16 protein-coding genes are annotated in these 18,830 nt (G+C 30.5%); 9 read left to right on the top strand and 7 right to left on the bottom strand.

Annotated features, from left to right (window positions below; all coding sequences use genetic code 11):
• Window positions 1–5 precede the first annotated feature (5 nt).
• From K319_RS0108470 to K319_RS0108445, 5 genes are all read left to right on the top strand, one after another.
• Complete coding sequence (locus tag K319_RS0108470; RefSeq protein WP_027383270.1) at window positions 6–392, top strand: hypothetical protein; 387 nt, start codon at window positions 6–8, stop codon at window positions 390–392.
• Between the two features lie 207 nt (window positions 393–599).
• Window positions 600–992, top strand: coding sequence for a hypothetical protein (locus K319_RS0108465; protein ID WP_027383269.1), 393 nt, complete (start codon window positions 600–602; stop codon window positions 990–992).
• Between the two features lie 409 nt (window positions 993–1,401).
• Complete coding sequence (locus tag K319_RS0108460; RefSeq protein WP_027383268.1) at window positions 1,402–2,013, top strand: recombinase family protein; 612 nt, start codon at window positions 1,402–1,404, stop codon at window positions 2,011–2,013.
• 989 nt (window positions 2,014–3,002) lie between these two features.
• Window positions 3,003–4,268 (top strand): hypothetical protein, encoded by a 1,266-nt coding sequence (locus K319_RS20035; RefSeq protein ID WP_051230542.1) that lies wholly within the window; start codon window positions 3,003–3,005, stop codon window positions 4,266–4,268.
• A gap of 1 nt (window position 4,269) precedes the next feature.
• Complete coding sequence (locus K319_RS0108445; protein ID WP_027383267.1) at window positions 4,270–5,121, top strand: DNA adenine methylase; 852 nt, start codon at window positions 4,270–4,272, stop codon at window positions 5,119–5,121.
• Window positions 5,122–5,299: 178 nt separating this feature from the next.
• Here K319_RS0108445 and K319_RS0108440 read toward each other — a convergent pair whose 3' ends face one another.
• Window positions 5,300–7,585 (bottom strand): hypothetical protein, encoded by a 2,286-nt coding sequence (locus tag K319_RS0108440; protein WP_027383266.1) that lies wholly within the window; start codon window positions 7,583–7,585, stop codon window positions 5,300–5,302.
• A gap of 328 nt (window positions 7,586–7,913) precedes the next feature.
• Here K319_RS0108440 and K319_RS0108435 point away from each other — a divergent pair, with 328 nt between their 5' ends.
• The 4 genes from K319_RS0108435 (at window position 7,914) to K319_RS20030 (ending at window position 11,554) form a co-directional block, all read left to right on the top strand.
• Window positions 7,914–8,474: a hypothetical protein gene (locus K319_RS0108435; RefSeq protein WP_027383265.1), complete on the top strand. Its 561-nt coding sequence runs from the start codon at window positions 7,914–7,916 to the stop codon at window positions 8,472–8,474.
• 128 nt (window positions 8,475–8,602) lie between these two features.
• Window positions 8,603–9,019 (top strand): hypothetical protein, encoded by a 417-nt coding sequence (locus K319_RS0108430; RefSeq protein ID WP_027383264.1) that lies wholly within the window; start codon window positions 8,603–8,605, stop codon window positions 9,017–9,019.
• 302 nt (window positions 9,020–9,321) lie between these two features.
• Window positions 9,322–11,040, top strand: a complete 1,719-nt coding sequence (locus K319_RS0108425; protein WP_027383263.1) for a DNA methyltransferase — start codon at window positions 9,322–9,324, stop codon at window positions 11,038–11,040.
• Window positions 11,041–11,263: 223 nt separating this feature from the next.
• Window positions 11,264–11,554, top strand: coding sequence for a helix-turn-helix domain-containing protein (locus tag K319_RS20030; RefSeq protein ID WP_034671595.1), 291 nt, complete (start codon window positions 11,264–11,266; stop codon window positions 11,552–11,554).
• A 12-nt stretch (window positions 11,555–11,566) separates the two neighbouring features.
• Here the strand turns inward: K319_RS20030 and K319_RS0108415 are convergent, their stop codons facing one another.
• The 6 genes from K319_RS0108415 to K319_RS20020 form a co-directional block, all read right to left on the bottom strand.
• Window positions 11,567–12,856: a phage integrase SAM-like domain-containing protein gene (locus K319_RS0108415; RefSeq protein WP_169712658.1), complete on the bottom strand. Its 1,290-nt coding sequence runs from the start codon at window positions 12,854–12,856 to the stop codon at window positions 11,567–11,569.
• A gap of 412 nt (window positions 12,857–13,268) precedes the next feature.
• Complete coding sequence (locus K319_RS0108410; protein ID WP_027383261.1) at window positions 13,269–13,907, bottom strand: hypothetical protein; 639 nt, start codon at window positions 13,905–13,907, stop codon at window positions 13,269–13,271.
• A gap of 178 nt (window positions 13,908–14,085) precedes the next feature.
• On the bottom strand, window positions 14,086–14,817 hold the full coding sequence (qatD, locus tag K319_RS0108405; RefSeq protein WP_027383260.1) for a Qat anti-phage system TatD family nuclease QatD: 732 nt from the start codon (window positions 14,815–14,817) through the stop codon (window positions 14,086–14,088).
• Window positions 14,814–16,166, bottom strand: a complete 1,353-nt coding sequence (qatC, locus tag K319_RS20995; RefSeq protein ID WP_169712657.1) for a Qat anti-phage system QueC-like protein QatC — start codon at window positions 16,164–16,166, stop codon at window positions 14,814–14,816. Before qatC ends, qatD begins: the two co-directional genes overlap by 4 nt.
• An 8-nt stretch (window positions 16,167–16,174) precedes the next feature.
• A complete protein-coding gene (locus K319_RS0108395) occupies window positions 16,175–16,915 on the bottom strand; it encodes a hypothetical protein (RefSeq protein WP_034671593.1) in 741 nt (246 codons plus the stop codon).
• Between the two features lie 2 nt (window positions 16,916–16,917).
• Complete coding sequence (locus K319_RS20020) at window positions 16,918–18,816, bottom strand: KAP family P-loop NTPase fold protein (protein WP_051230538.1); 1,899 nt, start codon at window positions 18,814–18,816, stop codon at window positions 16,918–16,920.
• Window positions 18,817–18,830: the final 14 nt, after the last annotated feature.

Genomic DNA, 18,830 nt, shown 5'->3' with positions numbered 1-18,830 from the left:
GTATTATGAATGAATCATTTTTAGAATTTGTTGACAGACAATTTGGAGAAGTAGTAACTTTATTTATCAAGAATAACATGGATAAATCTAATGCTGAATTATTAGATTTATTACATATAATTGATACTCCTCATAATCCACAATGGATTGCATTATTGTATTTAATATCTTACAGAGACGAATATTTTTTAAAAAAAAATATTTTTGATTATTTGAAAGAAAGTACTGGAAATAATAATTTTTTAAAAAGAGTTCATCTAACAAGGTGTTTATTGAATAGTAGTCTACAATATAAAGATTTAGAAGCGGATATAATTGGGTCAAGTCTTTTTTTTGAACAAAAAAGATTCTATAGTGCTTTATCAAAATTGGAAAAATTGATTTTTAAATAAATAACCAGATTATAGTAGAATAATGTGTAAAAAAATAGTCAAGGATTATCAAAAGATTAAACTTATCTAATTTTAAAGATTTAGCTTAATGAGGAATAAGGTATTTTAATAAATAATGAAAATGCGACATAAGTTGGCGTAGATGAAACAACTATTCATACCAAATTACCAGACAAATTTAAACTTATTATATACAATACCTCTAAAATGATAAATTTAGAAACAAGTAATGGACATTTGACAGTAGGAGGACTTTGTGTCTATCCAAAAATGTGCATAGATGATTTATTAAGACAAACAAATATTAATATAGAATCTAATGTTAGAAATCAATTAAATGAATCATATATAATCCCAAGTTTAGAAAATGGGAAATTTGCTGCTGGTATACATTTTTACAATAATTCAATTGATTTTATAAGTATTAGTATGGGTAATAAATATAATTTCCCCGCATTTGTTATAACTTCCATAGAAAAAGAAATGTTAAATGATGTTCTAAGAAATTTAAACGGGGCTAGTGAGTATAAGTGGGGTTCCGTTTCAATGGCAGAGGATTTGAGAGGAGGAATGATATCCATTATTATAAAATATATATAACAAAAAAATAATTAGAACAGAACAAAATAATATTTATTAAGATAAAATTTACCGTTTTATTATTTTTGATATACACAAGCTTCATTTTACGAACTTAAATATTCTGATTACATTAAATCACTGCAAACTCTAAAAATGGGAAAAATATAAATATTATATATTTACTTTTTATAATTATTTTTGAATGTATTGCACAAGATTTTGAAATCAAATAGGGAAATATTCTACTTTATATCGAGTTAAAAATGTTTTATTAATTATAGTATATCGAAGATAATAATATTTTGATATTTGTTTTCCTATAAATCAAAATAAAAAGGAATGCAACCAACCAGTGCTAAAGTATGCTAAATACTTAGGCAAATCGGTTATTCCGCTGTATTTTTAATCTAAGATTTAAAAGAATACAATGCGAATAAAATATAACAGGGTTTCCACACTTTTACAAACAGGAAAAAGGTTTGAAGCCGATACAGATATTTATGATTTGGTTTTGTTGGATAAAATTTCAGGTTCGGTCAGTTTTGCAGACAGACCTAAATCTAAAGAGTTAATTAAACTGATTGAGCAGGGAAAAGTTTCCGAGATTGTAGTCGAGGAATTTTCAAGACTAGGGAGAAACACAGGTGATGTTATTAAAACTTTAGAATGGTTTGATGCAAAGGAAATTAATGTGTTGGTAAAAAATATTGGTCTTCAATCTAGAACTAATGGGAAAAGAAATCCTATTTGGAAGATGATATCAGCCACATTATCATCGCTATATGAGATGGAGGCACTGAATATTAGGGAACGCACGCTTGCCGGAAAATTGATTTTTCTACAACAAGGAGGGCGGTTAGGACGTCCTAAAGGAACTGGAGAAACAGAATTGTCATTTATAAGTAAACCAAAAAACAAAAAGATATTGGAATATCTGAAAAAAGAGAGAACATTAAGGGAAATATCAATTCTTCTTAATGTTTCAACCAAAACAGTTCAAAAAGTCAAAAAGGTTGGTCAGAAGTTTGAACTGATTTAAAAATAAACCACATTAAAAAATGTAATACAAAAGACGGCATAATTTTGTGTCATCTTTTTCTATCGATATTATCTTCTCCAAAAATTCAAAAACATACATCAATTTCATTTAAACCTCAATATTTTTTGCAGATTAATTTTTACATGCACTTCCAACTTGAACTCATGTAAACACTACTAGTAAAGGAATTGTCTAAAATAAATTTCAAAATCTAATCTGAAAATTTAAAATCAACTCTACGGCAAAAAGTAACAAAAAAATAGGTTGATTAACCTGTTTTTCTTTTCAATTCTGTACTAATTAACAGTGGAAAGTTGGAGTATAATTCCACGGTATTATCATTTCTCAAGGTTCTACCTCTTCCAACTGCCTGAATTAAATCTGATTCTATCAGGATAGTTGAATCATTCTGAATTCAGGATTATCGAAATAATTGAACATAAACTCAAAACCATTCTACTGTTTTGACCATTCAAAGTATCATACCCTGAACAATTACCAAAATTTATCTCTTCAGGTGAATTCTGAAAAAATTTTTTTAAAAGACTTAAAAGTTATTACAGGTTTATCTCCTATATACTGAATTATTTGAGTACCATATCGAAAAGTTCATCCCTCGAAAATAAACGATTGGTGTAATTAATATTCAAAAACAGAAAATTGTTCAACATTCATATCTAATCGATGAGAGTTGGTTGATATGGATATTGACTTGACCGAGATTTATCAATGACATCTTTATCTAGTTCAATTACTTTGTCCAAAATTTTTTGGTTCTCCAGATTTGCTTTCATAATAAGTAATTACTATTGATTTATGAAAACTTTGTACATTTGATTTATTCATTATAAAAACTAATAGAAATGAAAAAAATTATTAAATATGGCAAAAACTAAAAAACTAAAAAACTAAAATTAAGTGATCTTCTTGTAAATACTGACAATTACAGATTTGATCCTGTAGGAAGCCAAAAAGAAGCGATAGATCTAATGTTAAAAGATCAGGATGAAAAATTGCTTAAAATGGCTGAACACATTATCCAATATGGACTAAATCCAAATGATAAAGTTCAAGTTATAAAATCTGAACATGATAAATTAAAGTATAATGTTTTAGAGGGAAATCGAAGAACAGTAACTTTAAAATTACTTAATAATCCTGATTTAATAGATAATCCCCAATTAAGTAAGCTAAAGTCTAAGTTCAAAAAAATACATGATGAAAATGCAACAAAAATTCCAACAGAAATTGAGTGTACTATTTATGATAATCCAGAAGAAGCAGATATCTGGATTAAATTGAAACATGCTGGGCAACAAGATGGTATAGGTACAGTTACTTGGAATGCTCAACAAATAGATCGTTTTCAAGAAAAGGTTGAAGGCGTAGCATCGACATCTTTGCAAATTATAAGACTACTAGAAAATTCAAAAGATGTTGAAGATGATTTAAAAAGAAATTTAAATAAATTACCTGTATCAAACTTAGAAAGATTAATTTCTGATCCGTCTGCACGTGAGGTTTTAGGTATAAAGGTTAATAACGGAATCATTCAATCAAACATAGAAGAAAAGGAAGTTATCAAAGGTTTTGAGTACATTGTAAAAGATATGTTGAAACCTGACTTCAGTGTAAAAAAAATATATACAAAAGAAGATCGGTCAGACTATTTATCAAAAATTCCTCAGAATTGCAAACCAGATTTAAACAAGAGTTCTGAGAAACCTTGGCAATTTAATACTTCAAAAGACGACAACAAACCTGTTGCGACGGGCAAAACTGGAACCTCGATACCCAAAAATAGAACTAGTCTTATTCCTAAATCATTTAAGATTCAGATTAATAATTCTAAGGTTAACCAACTTTATCATGATTTACAGAAATTGGACGTAAGTAAGTATACTAACACAATTGCGATTGCATTTCGGGCATTTGTAGAATTTAGTGTTGATTCTTACATCGAAGAAAACAAACTGACTGCAAGTAAGGATGGGCGTACCAAAATTGATAAGAACACAAATTTAAGAACAAAGATTATTGAAGTTTCTAATGATTTGGAATCGAAAAATTTGGCTGACAAGCATATTTGCAAAGGTATTCGTAGTGCTGTTAATAATTCTAATGATCTTCTAGGAATAGAGACATTACATGCTTATGTTCACAATAATAAATTTCAAGCAATCCCTAACTATTTAATAACTACGTGGGATAATATTCAAGAGTTTATCGAAAAAATTTGGATAAATATCAAATAAGATGAGTTTTTATTCACCATTAAGATACCCAGGTGGTAAAGGAAGAGTTGCAAACTACTTCAAAGAAATATTTAGAGAAAATCTGCTATATGATGGAACATACATTGAACCCTATGCGGGAGGCGCTTCAGTGGCACTTTCACTTTTGTTTAATGAATATGCATCAAAGATAATTATTAATGATAAAGATGTTGCATTATATGGTTTTTGGTATTCGATCTTACATGATACAGAACAATTTATAAAAAAAATTTATGATACAAAAATCAATTTGGAAAGTTGGGAGTGTCAGAAACTAATTCATAAACATAAAAGTGATAATGATCTTTTTAGTGTTGGGTTCTCAACATTTTTTTTGAACAGAACCAACCGGTCTGGAATTTTGAAAGCAGGCGTAATTGGAGGAAAGCAACAAGCCGGTGATTGGAAAATGGATGCTAGATTTAATAAGATAGACTTAATCCATAGAATTGAAAAGATTGCAATGTATAAAAATAGAATTCAGATATATAATTTAGATGCAATCGAATTAATAGAGAATGTGAAAAATGAAATTGATGAAAATGCATTGTTTTATTTCGATCCACCTTATTATGTTAAAGGTAAAGATTTATATATGAATTATTATAATCATGATGATCATATACAAGTTGCTAATGCTATTGAAAAAATTAATAAACAGAAATGGATAGTTTCTTATGATGATGAAGAACCTATTAGAAATAACTATAGTAGGTTTCGACAAAAAAAATTCCAATTGGATTACAGTGCAGGGAATACAAATAAAAAGGGTAACGAAATAATGATTTTTTCAGATAATTTATATATTTCTGATTATGATAAATTTCTGTAAATTATTATGGCAATTTGATTTGTAACACGGTGTTTTTATAGAAAATCAAAGATTCTCGACTTTCTTATGCTAATCGTGCAGGTGCGCCTGCAGGTTAAAAACAATAAACAAATATTAAAATTTAGTCAAAAAAGAGTTTTTCAACTCTACGGCAAATATTAAAAGAAAAACAGGTTAATTAACCTGTTTTTCTTTTAAATTCGGTACTAATATACAGTGGAAAATTGGAATATAATTCCACGGTATTATCATTTCTCAAGGTTCTTCCTCTTCCCACTGCCTGTATAAGATTTGACTCAATAATGTAGAACTGAACCATCCTCAATTCAGGATTATGAAAACAATAAAAAGTGAATTCAAATCCATTATATTCAACAATTTGATTGTTCATCATTGAATCAGTGATTGCAAAATCAATATTCATTAATTTTGCAATCAGATAATATTGAACTAAATTACCATGAGGAGTTCCTGCGACCACTAAATCTTGACCATTGAGTGTGTCGTATCCTGAACAGTTCCCAAAGTGAATATCATTGACTGGATTTTCGAAGTTATCTTTGAATTTCATAAACGTGATAACCTTCTTATCTTTCAATTCTTCACTCAATTTTTGTCCTCTTCCTTTCATAGAAGATCTTGAATAGGAGTGGTCGGTGTATTGAATAATATTTCCCTGTTGTTTAACGCTGGATATATCCATGACATCAAACTTAATATCAGGATACAAATTTTGATAAATTTTGGGTGAAATTGTTGCCGACATTATGATGATTTTCTTATTCCTGGGAAAACATTTTTTCTCAACGTAATATATGGTTGCACCACTTTTATTTTCCGGATCATAATAGAAATAATCACTGGTGAAAAATTCAAAAATGTTTGAATCAATTCCTGAAAAGGAACTACATTTTTCACTTATTGTTTCCTTATCTAATTTTAGTTCATTAGGTGTTTGGTATAACCCTTTCCCAATATTTCTAAAGTAATTTATCACAGCACCTAGTTCTTCACATTGGAAACGTAGTGCAGACAAATCCTGAATCTTCAATTCTTTAATTTCAATCAAGGAATTCAAAGGATCTTCATCAAAAATGATGGTGTTGTGAAGAGTATCATCAGCGTGAATTATTCTCTTATGGGTTGTCAGAACAGTCTTTTCGACATCATTTGACATCATGAGTTGATGAATATAATTTCCTGCCGTTTGAACATCATTAATGTCAACCCCATATCCACCTTCACTAACAGAACGAATAATACCCATTGCCTTACTTGGAAGTCCCACTGTATAAAATCTCTTTACCATTTTGTCAATTGGTGGATCAAGAAATTCAATTGAATCCGGTGTAATAACACTTTCAACTTTCATCTTTGATTTTACCTCATTTTTCAGATCATTGGTTGGTAATGCAATAATTGATTTCTCAACATTGGTGAGTAATGTTGTTTTGCCGATTGCGGTTGGAAGTTTGAATATGTATACGTTGTTAGTGTCATCAATTTCTAAAACTTCCTCGAACCTCTTCTTAAATTTATTTTCGGCATCTTTCAAATCTATCTTTTCGGTTGCAGTGATTATTTTGATTCTATTTTTACTACGCAAAACCGCTACTAGGTTTTCTAGTTCTGAATCTTCCTGATAAGGAGAAAACTTTTTAATTGACATTGGGAAATAATTCATTTTTCTAATAAACTTGATGATCTTGAAATTATTCTCCGTGTATTTGGTGTCTCCTCTTTCATTGTAAATCTTCATTGTTTCCTCCATTTTTTTTAGACCACCACTGATATACTTAAGATTAGTCGCCAGTCCAAAAAGTTGATCATGATGCATCCAAGTTCCTGATAGGAATTCTTCAAATATTCTTATATTCTTTAAATCCTTCTCCCATCTAATTCTAGTTTCCCCTTCAATAATATTAGAATTATATTCAAAAAAATCGTTGGAACTATAATAACTAGATAGTTCTTCCGAAAATTCTGGAGAAAATCCACTAGAATTATCTTTAGTATCATTACTAGAATTCTCTTCTACATTATTTTTTAATTGGATTTTATTACAAAAATTTATCCCTATTTCTAATGGAAGGGGAGTTTCATTAGTAATGACTGCCTGTTTTCCTCCAAGAAATCTTCTAGAAAAATCTTTACATTGTTTGTCGATCTTTAATATTAGATCAAAAGAATCCATCAACAATTGAAAAGTTTTCTTATTTGTAATTGGTCGATCTAAGAATATAACCAGTCTAAATCTCGGATGTTCTATGGTATTTGAAAAAGTATTATAATAAAGATTGGGGACAATATTGTATTTCTCTAATATTGAATATACCGCTTCAACTGTGTGTTCTCCAGAATCGAAATCTAATCCGATTATTGATTGTTTAACCCAATTTTTATTAGAGACATTACCATCAAATACTCCGCCTGACCAACATCGTGAATAGGGGGGGTGAGACATTGTTTGCAAATTCTTGAATAGTTGATTGTGTCGTTGTTATTGAATTGGTAATTCTACCGAATTCTCTTTTTGGTGGTTTTTTAGTCCACACCAACGGACTTAGTGAATAATTGTATTCTTGAACCTCCATATTTTATATTTTTATTTCGAAGGTTTATTCGGGAGATAATTCCCTATAAAATAAATTATACTTGTAAAAAATTACAAAACCAAAAATTCGGAGAAACTTTAGCTAATTTTAGCATTAGTCCAGATATGGACTTATTTAAAAACTATCAAGTGTTGCAATACTCATACTTTCTAGCTATTTTCGACGAAAAACAATATTATGAAAGTATATCTTACTACATTGGATTCTGCAACTAGAGATGATCTTGGAATCATTGAGGAAATGTTAAACAAGGATAATGGACCTATAAAATTCAAAGTAATTCCTTCCAATCTTAAAACTGAATATGGAGAAAGGTACCGTGAATCAAAAAAATTAAGTCTAGAAGATATTTCTAAAATTAACTTAGAAGTAAAACAAGAAAATAATATTTACGGTGATTATCTTGTGTTAGTTACAAATAAGAATATCGAAAAACCAAAACCGATAACCATCCATGGTAAAGAATCATGGTATAGTGTATTTGCGTTCAAGGATATTGCTGTAAATAGTACAGGTTGGAATGAAATTACCGAACAGAGATCTTACTTAGCGGTTGCACATCAGATAGTCGAAAACATTTTTCAATCTCTGTGTCATATGAATTTAAATTCCAATGAACTTCTTGCGGATGTGCATCTACAATCCAAAGGATGTATAAATGATTATTGTAAAAATAAGAATGAAATACACGCAAAATACTATCCGGATTTATTTGTAAAACCTGCCAGAACACGGTAACAGCACAAATTGAAAAACACAAAAATCAGTATCCTAAAGGTGAATTATACTTAGTGCAAATAAAAAACTTACTAACGAGAATCAGAAATCGCCTAACAGATAATTTTGAATTCAAATCGTTCACTAATGTGAAAATAAAGATTGATAGATATGGGAACATTAAATTAGGAGACCAATCACTGAATTTTGGTGCAACCAGAATAATTAAGCACGCATATCTATTTTACTTAATCAATCATAATATTCCGATGGGAGCGAATGATTTCAGGACAAAGCATATCATCAGGGAAAAATTTAAACAACTTTCAAATGTAACAGGTATGTGTAAAACTATGGCGGAATACGATGGTTATACCAATAGTATGTCATCATACAACTCTAAAGCAAAGAAATATATTTTAAATGCCTTACCCGATGAAGGACTAATTGAACACTTCTACTATAAGAGTAAAAAAGATAAAGAAGAAGGACATCATTATGTTATTGATATAAGTCCGGATAACATCGAATTAGACTCATCCTTACTAAAGTACCGACTGGCTTAAGCTAATGTAGCGCTACACTTTCTAAAGAAAAAAAACACCTTTTCAGACCTTTGCGTTGTTAAACAAGATGGTTTAATTTTCATAAGGTTCTGATATTAGTAATACGTGTAGCGCTACACTTTTTTAAGAAAAAAAACACCTTTTCAGACCTTTGAGTTATTAAACAAGACAGTTTAAATATCACAAAGAGTCTGAGACTGGTAACAGGTGTAGCGCTACACTTTTTAAAGAAAAAAATCATTGTTTCAGACCTTTGTGACAACAAAAAGAGAAAATTAAAATAATATTAAATACTCGAAACAATGAAAAATCTAAAAACAACAGCGAAAGTAGCATTAGCGCCATCAACAAGAAAGGTAGATGTAATTCCAACAAACCTAATCGAGATTCCTGAAGAATGGAATCAGTTATTCACGGAAGAAAGAGAAGAATTTATTGGGGAACTGAGGAAAAAGATTGAAAAATCTAAGTTTTATACACCAATTATTGTATTCTTTTGTGACGGTAAGTATATTATAATTGATGGAGTATTAAGATTTAAGGCTATTCAACGTCTAGGTCTGGACCAGATCGATTGTTTTGTTTTGGATATAGAACCGCAATCAGCGGATGAAGTGAAAGACTTGATTATAGAATATAAATTAAGATCCGAAATAGACTCGAAGGAGATACAGAAAATGATCTACCATTATTTAAGAATTGGTCATGAAAAAACTATTAATGACGAAACTCTTAATAAACGTATACTTTACCTAGCGGAAATCCTTGGTAAAGGATGGAGTAGAAGTAACTTATTCTTTTTTTTAGCACTCTTGAAATGGGAAAAAAAGTATCCTGAAAATCATTTGCAAATGTCATCCAAAGTTTTATCAGGTGATCTGACTATCAATAAGACAAATGAAATAAGAAAAATTTTAGATGATGAATTCCGCCCATATACTTTGGATAACGATTTAGAGAGTGGGATCCTTGAAAAATACATTAATGGAGAAATCAGATTCTTGAAAGATGTAATAAAATTAATCGATTCCTATCTAAACAAAACCGAGGAAAGATTTACGCCTTTAAATATTCCTGACGTTATTTCAGCAGACCGATACCAAGTGTTCCATAATGATGCAAGAAAAATGATTTTTCCTGAGGAAACGAAAATCCACGGAATTTTCACATCACCGCCATATTATAAGCAGATCCGATATTCCAAACCAGAAGATCCTGAATATGACAACGAACTTGGTTGGGAAGAAACACCGGAAAAGTATGTTGATAATGTAGTATCAATTATTAAGAAAGGTGCGGAGGTAATGGATGACAAGGGAGTTATTATGATTAATATCAATGAGACTTTTTTAAATGGACATTGTGTAGGTATTATACCGATGTATATCAACGAAATGAAAAAGGATTTTCATTATATCCAAACCTGTATCTGGGTAAAACAGGATGCAAAGCCTCAACCGGATAAAGTCAAAAGGTTTATGAATACCATGGAATATGTATTAATATTTAGTAAATCGAAAACTTATAATTTCAATAAGTTCAAACTTAATAATCCTAATAAAACAGCGAGTGCGAGTAAGGGATGTTCTGAGCAGTCAAAAAATGGAAAAAAGACATCAGGACTTCATATTACCAATCCAAATGACCAATGTCGAGATTTTATGTTTGAAAATGATTTTGCAGATTATATCTTACTTAATCAAAGTTCAGGCAGATCACAGGATCACAATCTTGCGACGGATTTCTTTGGGTCATTTCCAACAACACTTCCAATACCCTTTATCATGTCTTTTATTCCTGAAAACACTACCGTTTGGGATCCGTTTGGTGGAACAGGGACAACAGGCAGAACTGTATTGTCACTCAATCGTAAGGTGATTATAACTGAACTATTGGGTAAAAATATTCCTAATGTGGTTAGCATGTTGGAGAAAGGTTCTTTAGAATACAATGAAGAGACCTATAATCAATTTAAAGATGATGCTGATTATCAAGAAGGTATTGTCGGAGAAGCGGCGTAACGCAGATAAATATTTCCAGTCACCATTCCGGTGGGATAATTTCAAACGATTTTTACGACATAATTTACTGTTGCAATATATGCGACCAGCATATCTTATGTCAAAAAAATGAGGAATGGTGACTTAAATATTTTAAAATTTAGCACTTTTTAGCTATCCGATGGTTTGGTAATCCCATCTGATTTCTGTACTATTTAAAATATAAACGAAAAAATAATCTCATATGGACGAAATATTATTGTCAAAAGTCACAAAAGATGACTTAATCAAAGAAATAAGAGAAGCGGTAATCCAGGAATTGAAACCTTTTCTAAAAGAGGAAAACTTAATCGAGGCAAATGCGGATGATCTGATGTGCAGGAAAGATGTCTGCCGTATGTTTAACATTCATGAATCCACTCTGAACCGATGGAAGAATCTTGGTAAATTAATTTCTTACAATATGGGTGGTAAGGTATTCTACAAAAGATCTGAGATTCTAAGGAAACTAAATCAAAAAACAACTACTTGTTAGGTAGTTGTTTTTTTAATTCAGTTCAAATACTTGTGATCTTAAAACTTGATCCATTTTTTGTTTTATTTTCATTGCCCTTTCGAGAGGATTGTTTTGATCATACAAATCTAACATTGAAACGGTTTTGTGTCCGGTGTTAATTATTACACCCTCATCTCCAAGAATGTGACGAAATTGTGTCACAAAAGTCCTTCTACAACTATGTGAAGTTATGAGTTCCCATTTCGGGTAGATACCATCAACCTTTCTCTTATTTATCATTTTCCCACCTCTTATATTTTGATCAATACCTGATTTTTCACAGACGGTTTTTATATATTCATTAAATCTTTGGTCACAAATTTTTCGTGGGAATTCTCCATTTCTCTTTTTAAGAATTTCCTTCACTGGTGGTAAAAGATAAATAGTAACATCTTCATCAGTTTTTTTCTGTTTAAAGGATATGAATTCGTCCAATACAATCATCGATTTATTCAGACGCAAGAGATCGGAAACTCTAAGTCCAGTATAGCAACCAATCAGCAACCAATCTCTTGCGTTGTCAAGGTAATCCTGTTCAAAGAACTTCTCCGAAATCCTTTTAAGTTCAACTAAGTCAAATGTTGGATATTTGTATTCCTTCTTAGGGATGTGAAATGTCCAACTGTCAACCTCTTTGTTGATTTTAATTTTTTTTGTCTCGGCAAACTTTACAAATCCCTTGATTAACTTCAGTTCCTTGACAATTGTTGTAACGGAATATTTATTTTTTACATTCCATTGGGTGAAGATATCACGAAACTTATCATCGATTTCTGATACTTTTAACTGTTGGTTAATCTTTTTTACCTTATTCCTTATCACATTATATTTTTTGATTGTGCCATCCGTAATCGGTTTCTGTTTACCTACAGAATGTTTACTTTTTTGTTCGATATAATTACCAACAAAATCATAAAAGAGGATAGGGATGGTGTTTTCTTTTACTGATTTCTTTTTGATTGTATATTTTGAGTCCATGAATTTCTGGAGACTTTCAGAAGTAACAAGATAATTTTGGGATATTATAAATTGATCAAGAACTACTTTAAATTCGGATAGTTTATTGTTGAATGTATCAATAGTTATGTTTGTATTCTTATCAATTTCATTTCTTGGAGATTTCTTTTTTAGAGATTGTTTATAACATTCATTTACCGAATCCCAATTTTCTACATCAATAGTAAAAGGTGTTGAAAGAACAATATCCTGAACACCATTTCTATATCTGAAATTCACTTTTACGTTTCCTGATTTCTTTCTTAGGTAAAATTTTAAACTCATATTTCTTTCTGTTTTTTGGCTAATTTCGAGCAAAAACATGAATTGGCAATTGAATTTCTATTAGATGAAAGGAGATAGTAATAAATGAAAAGTATTAACAATTCATTGATTGAAAGAGAGATTTGAGAAAAAATTAAACGCTCAATTTTTTATGGGACAAATTTTCAGTTTGCTACCGGATTTGTTACCAGAAAAATGACATCCAACGACAATTAATGGATATTGATGAGAAATAAAAAACACTCTAAATCATTGATAAAGAGTGTTTTTCTTGTCAAAAGGATTCAAGTCCTTTCATTTAAAGTGGAGTTGGAGGCTCTACTTTTTAATATTGATTATCAGTGTTATATGTTGTTTTATTTGTGTTTGTACCAACGGTTGTGCCAACATAATACGTGTTTAAGTAATTTTATTAAAATTTTAGTTGCCTTAATTCATCATCAATTTGGAAATCAAATTTTTTATGTACATCCATAAAATTTACATTTCCATAGAAAAGAGCCTTCTCCAGTGCAAACTCACGATATTTATTTACAAGCCCTCCATTTAGCGATACAACAACTTGAGCTTCATTTTCTTCAATATAATGAGTAATCTCTTTGACCCAAAAATAATTTGTTCCCAAAGCAGCCTTAATAAAATAAAATTCTAACCGTTCATAAACACGTGGAATAATTGGAATACTTAGATTAATTATACAATAATCATCATAGTGCTTAAAATGCAATTCAATATTAAAGCCTTTTTCTTGGTAAAATAAACCAGGACTTTTCTGATTAAGTTCTAAAATATCCTCATAGATTTCCCGAAGCCACCTGCTAATTTTAGCACTGTTATAGCCACTTAATTCTGCGATTTTCTTGATGCTAATCTCGTTATTATCCTTGAAGTATTGCTTTGTAATAATCCAATTTAAAAAGTCATTATAGGCTTTTTCATTCTTTTGATTAAGCAATATTTCTGACCATTTAAGCATACTTCCTAAGCAGTGTAAATACTCATTGGTATTTGCTTGATGATTGAATTTTGGGCGTTTTTTAGGTCTGGGCATTTTTTTAAATTAGAATTTTGACCTTGTGTTTTCCTTATGCAAATTTCAGTTATCTAATATTTATTGCCAATTATTTTGTTTTCTTGCTTCATAAAATATTTTATAATATTTTCGTCAATAGCGTGTTTAATTAAATCACTATTTCCGTGAATATGTATGTCGAAAACTCGATAATTATTTATTTTAGACGCTGAATTATATTTACAAAGTTTGAATAAATTATTTTTTTCACTTCATCATCACTTACCGTCCATTCTTTAGCAAGAAATGCAATTACAGTTTGTGTTTGTCCTGGTTGTATAGGTACATCGTTTGTATAAATGAATGGACCGTCAGTTTCAGTCAAAATAAATTCTTTAGGTATTTTAGAAATAATTTTTCTCCCAGATGCCGATTTTATCATTGCTGGGTTAATAGAGAAAAAATATCCTGCTTTACTAATATCATCAATCAAATTTAAACCTCCAGAATACCAATGAAATATTGCAGATTGTATATTGTTTTCTATTAAGAGATGTAAGACTTCTTTTTCAGCTTTTCTGGAATGAATGCTTAATATTTTTTTATGACCTGATACCTTTTTTAGTATTTTAGAAAAAGTATGTATCTGAATATCTTTTGTAGCAATACCCTCTTTAGAAAAATCCAAACCAACCTCTCCAATATATGATGTTTTATCAATGTTTTTTAGAAATATATCAAATTCCCTCTTATGCGAATCTGCCATCAAGGGATGCATTCCTAAAGCCAACCTTATGTTTTTTAATGATTGGAAATGAGAATGTCCCATTTCAAAATGGCTTGGCAGATTGGTCATTGCTAATATAGTGATATTAGCTTTTACACAATCTTGCAAAACTTTTCTTGGATTTGGATATAAATCTATATGGCAATGTGTATCAATAATCATCTTATCCCTAACTCAGATTTTAAAAATCTGTTTCCTTTATCGTTAAACAATTTTAAAACTTCTGCTTTGCTTCTTAACACCATTTCTGCATAATCTGTAAGACTATCAATATTAATATTACCATTCACTAATAAGTCTCTTTTCATTTTTTCCAATGGAATATTTCTTTTCAAGTAACTAAATAGTGCAGGTAAGTCATTGTTACCTAAAGATGGTGCTTTTGTAATGAAGTTCCCATAGTGATTTTCGTTATCCAAGCCTGCTTTATTCAATGCGGCACGTCTATATATACAAGGCATACATCTCCCACAATTATGCTTCTCATCAGGATTGTCAAAATGATATTGCTTAAACCCTCTTTTACCACAAGAAACTGAATCTTGGTAAATGCTTTGTAAAAATGCTTGGTTTGCACATTCAACAAACATTTCTCCTTTAGTTTTAAATGTATAAGGATTATGAATTCTTGTAGGTAACCCTAAATCTGTAAGTAATTCTTGAGTGTTTTTTAATACATAGGGATGAGTTGTTCTTGTGCTTAAAGAACTTACTCTTGATGGTGTAAGCGGATAATTGATTGAAATTGTGCCATTCTCAGGAATTATTAATTCATCAATAGGTGACAGATAAGTGCCTAAACCAATAAAAAAAAGTGAACGACTTCGATAATTTTTCTCAATACTTACCCTATTGCCATCAATGTCTTTTCTTGATAATGCCAATTTCGATTGTACCCAATCTATTTTATTTGGGTATTGAGTCATTAAATGCCTCAATAACTTTCTCTGGTCTCCATTTGGTCCCGGGGATTTTGAATCAAAATGAGATACCAAAAGTATTCTTTCATTATTTCTTAGCTTCTCTAATTCATCAATAACACCGATTAAAGAATCTAATCCACCTGAAAATAGACTTGCAGATTTGATGGAATCTTTGTTGTAACTTGGAATTTTCCTTCTATTCGTACGTGGTTGAAACAAATCAACATCTTCTATTCCTCGGAAAGAAATTTGCCAATTATCTCCTGTTAAGAAATCTAAAATTTGTTTTAATTTCTCTTCTTTTCCACTCCAAATAGCTAAGTTATTCACGGGGAACTCGACCTCTATATCTCTTGTCCAACCATCATTTGAATAAATAGCCCGACTGAGTAGGTTATCTACACCATAAACTATTGCAGATACAAGAAAGAAATCAAATTTTGCAGAGGTGAAATCAGTCGTGAAATCAAAAACTCTTTCATAACCTAAGAAAGATAATGGAACTTTTCTATTTACTCCGTTATCTGTATAACTAAGTTGCAAGTCTGAAAATTTGCCATAATCTGCGTTATCAATAACTATATTCACTCTCATAACTATTCAAATACGGTTAATATATCTTGTTGAATATTTTTTACAAGCCTGTCTGCTTCATCAGAACTCCAATCAATATTCTGTAATGGATTTCTTTTATGCATATCGCCAACTCTTTCAACAATGAAATTTTTTATCTGACTGAAAAGATTATTACAATCATTTTCACTCTTGTTTTTTATTAAATTTTCATAGAACCACTTTGATAAAAGCTCATTGATGTAATATCCGAAATACTTTATTATTACATCTTCCAATGTATTAGCTGTAAAGGTTTCTTCCAACATAGTCTGTACCTCATCAATGGATTCAGCTTGCCCCATTAGTTCTTCTAATAATAATCTTGTAGCTTCTTTTGCCGCATTATCATCAATAGAAGTTGCGTTACCGGAACAATACTCAATCAAATGATTAATTACATCACCAACCGTTTTATTGTCAATATCTGTTAAACCAGTAGATTCAAGCGTTTCTCTAATATTATTACCCGAACTAATAAATTTTGAAAAAACTCCTCCGATTTTCTTTGCAGTTCTAATACTGCTTCTTCCTCCTGCTTTTGAACCGCCACGTCCTCCTGTTGATGCTCCGCCCAATGCTGAAACAAAATGTCCCATAATGTTCTGTAGCTTCTGAGCTGGAAGAACAGAAGAGTTACAATTTGAGGTAAGCGAAGAACTAAGCGTACCCCAGTTCGGAACCATTGAGTGTTTTACATCAGAAAATGATTTAGATGTCCCCATTTCTATTTTTTTAAATTAAATGCCTTACTTGCTCTTGATTTTCCATCTTTGAAATAATCATTCAAAAAAGTTCCAATTTCAGGTTCTGATTTAAAGTCTGCTAATCTCGTAGCAACCGCAGGTTCAATATCTGATACGCTGATTATTTTAAGAGTTTCAATATAGTGATAAACTGTATTTTCAATTTTATCTTCTGTCATTGCATTGAAAATGTCATACAACCGCTTTTGTTGAGGATTCCTTTTTAAATTTGAAGATAGAAGGTTGAAAAACGCATCTTTTTCAATATCACTGAAAGGTTCAAATTTTTCAGTTAATAGAGATTTTGTAACTGTTGTCGTCATATTATCGGGTAATAGCTCATTAAACAATGCTCTTACTACTGGTGGAATCATACTAGTTGCAGTGATAGAATTTTCTAATTTATCACGGGCAATCCAATAATAATCTCGTAAATCAACTCCCGATAATAGAGGCTCAATTTGAAACCATTTTATTATTTTAGGTTTACTCCATTCTTTGAAATCTGAATCTTTTATTTCTGAAATAACGTCTTCAATTCCTTTTTCTTTGCATAGAGCTTCTATATCAGTTATTTCTTTTGGTACTCCATCTTGAATTATTTGCCATTCAAATAACTTCTTGAATAACTTCGGTTCTGAATATTCAAGTATCATCATTTTTGCAAGAACGGCATCATTAAAGCTTTGTAATGATGCAACTTCTGCAAGCCTTTTTCTGATAGTATATGTATTTAGAAACCGTTTAATCTGTCGGGGATTTCCATACAAACTATTTGTAATTAATGGTACTAAGGCAGGAATCGTAATTACACTATCTTTAACTTTTCCAAATTCCTCTGCTTCTAAAATCTTTTCAAAATTTGACAATCCAAACGCAGAATATTTATTCGTTAATCTATACTTCTTAAATTCAGTAAGCACATTTTCAAATTTGGTATCGCCAATCTCTTTTTTACAGATAAGCATTGATATATAAGTTTCAACTTCTGATTCCGAAAGTCTTGGCAAAGAATAAGGAAGCTGAATTAATTTTTCTAAGTAATCAATAACAATCCGGTTGTTATCTTCTTCAATTTCTTTATTGTTTTTGTACTTATGCTCAATAGCGTATTTCACAATTCGAGGGTCTGCTCCAATGATAAATGCTGTTTTGGGTACATTTAGAAAAAGTTTAATTGCTTCAAGGTTTTCAATAATTCTTTCAGGACTACACCTATCTAAATCATCAATAATTACAACTAATCTTTTGAAATTTGTAGCTTCTAAAAGTTCCGAAAAATCTTTTCTGAATTCTGCAACTGCATTTATAGTGTTTTTATCTTCTTCTTTTCCTTCTTTTACGAAGGCTTTATATATTTCCTTCCCTTCTTCCGATTGAAGTTTTTCAATTATTTTTTCTGGATTATCTCCCCATTCGGTTAGCTTTTGAATAGCAAAAGGAACTAAACTAAGCCCTCCTGTAAAATATGCAGAAACAGCGGGCAAGGCAACATTTTTCATAACCATACCTGCTCCACGCATCCAATCAATAGACTTCCAAAGCTTCTTTGCTTTTTCTTTTATTGTATCCTTAATTTCTTCGGAAATCTTTTTGTTATCCTCTAATTCTTTAAGAATTGAATTTAGTAAGGCAGCTTTAGCATCGTCATACCCTTCAAAAGTCCATCCATTAAAGTATATGCAGAGAGAATCCTTATCATCTTCATTATCAAATTCTTCTTTTACTATTTGCAAGATGCTGGATTTTCCACTTCCCCAATCACCAAAAACTCCTATTGTAATTGGTAAGACAGACTTATCATTGATTATATTGATTAACAAATCTGCGTGTACTTTAAATCCTAATAAGTCTTCCGATGTTTCATTATCTGCCCACATACTTTTATAAATTT

This window comes from Epilithonimonas caeni DSM 17710 (genome assembly GCF_000426465.1).
In the GTDB taxonomy this organism is placed as follows: Bacteria; Bacteroidota; Bacteroidia; order Flavobacteriales; family Weeksellaceae; genus Epilithonimonas; species Epilithonimonas caeni.
This window is presented reverse-complemented; position numbering and strand designations above follow the sequence as displayed.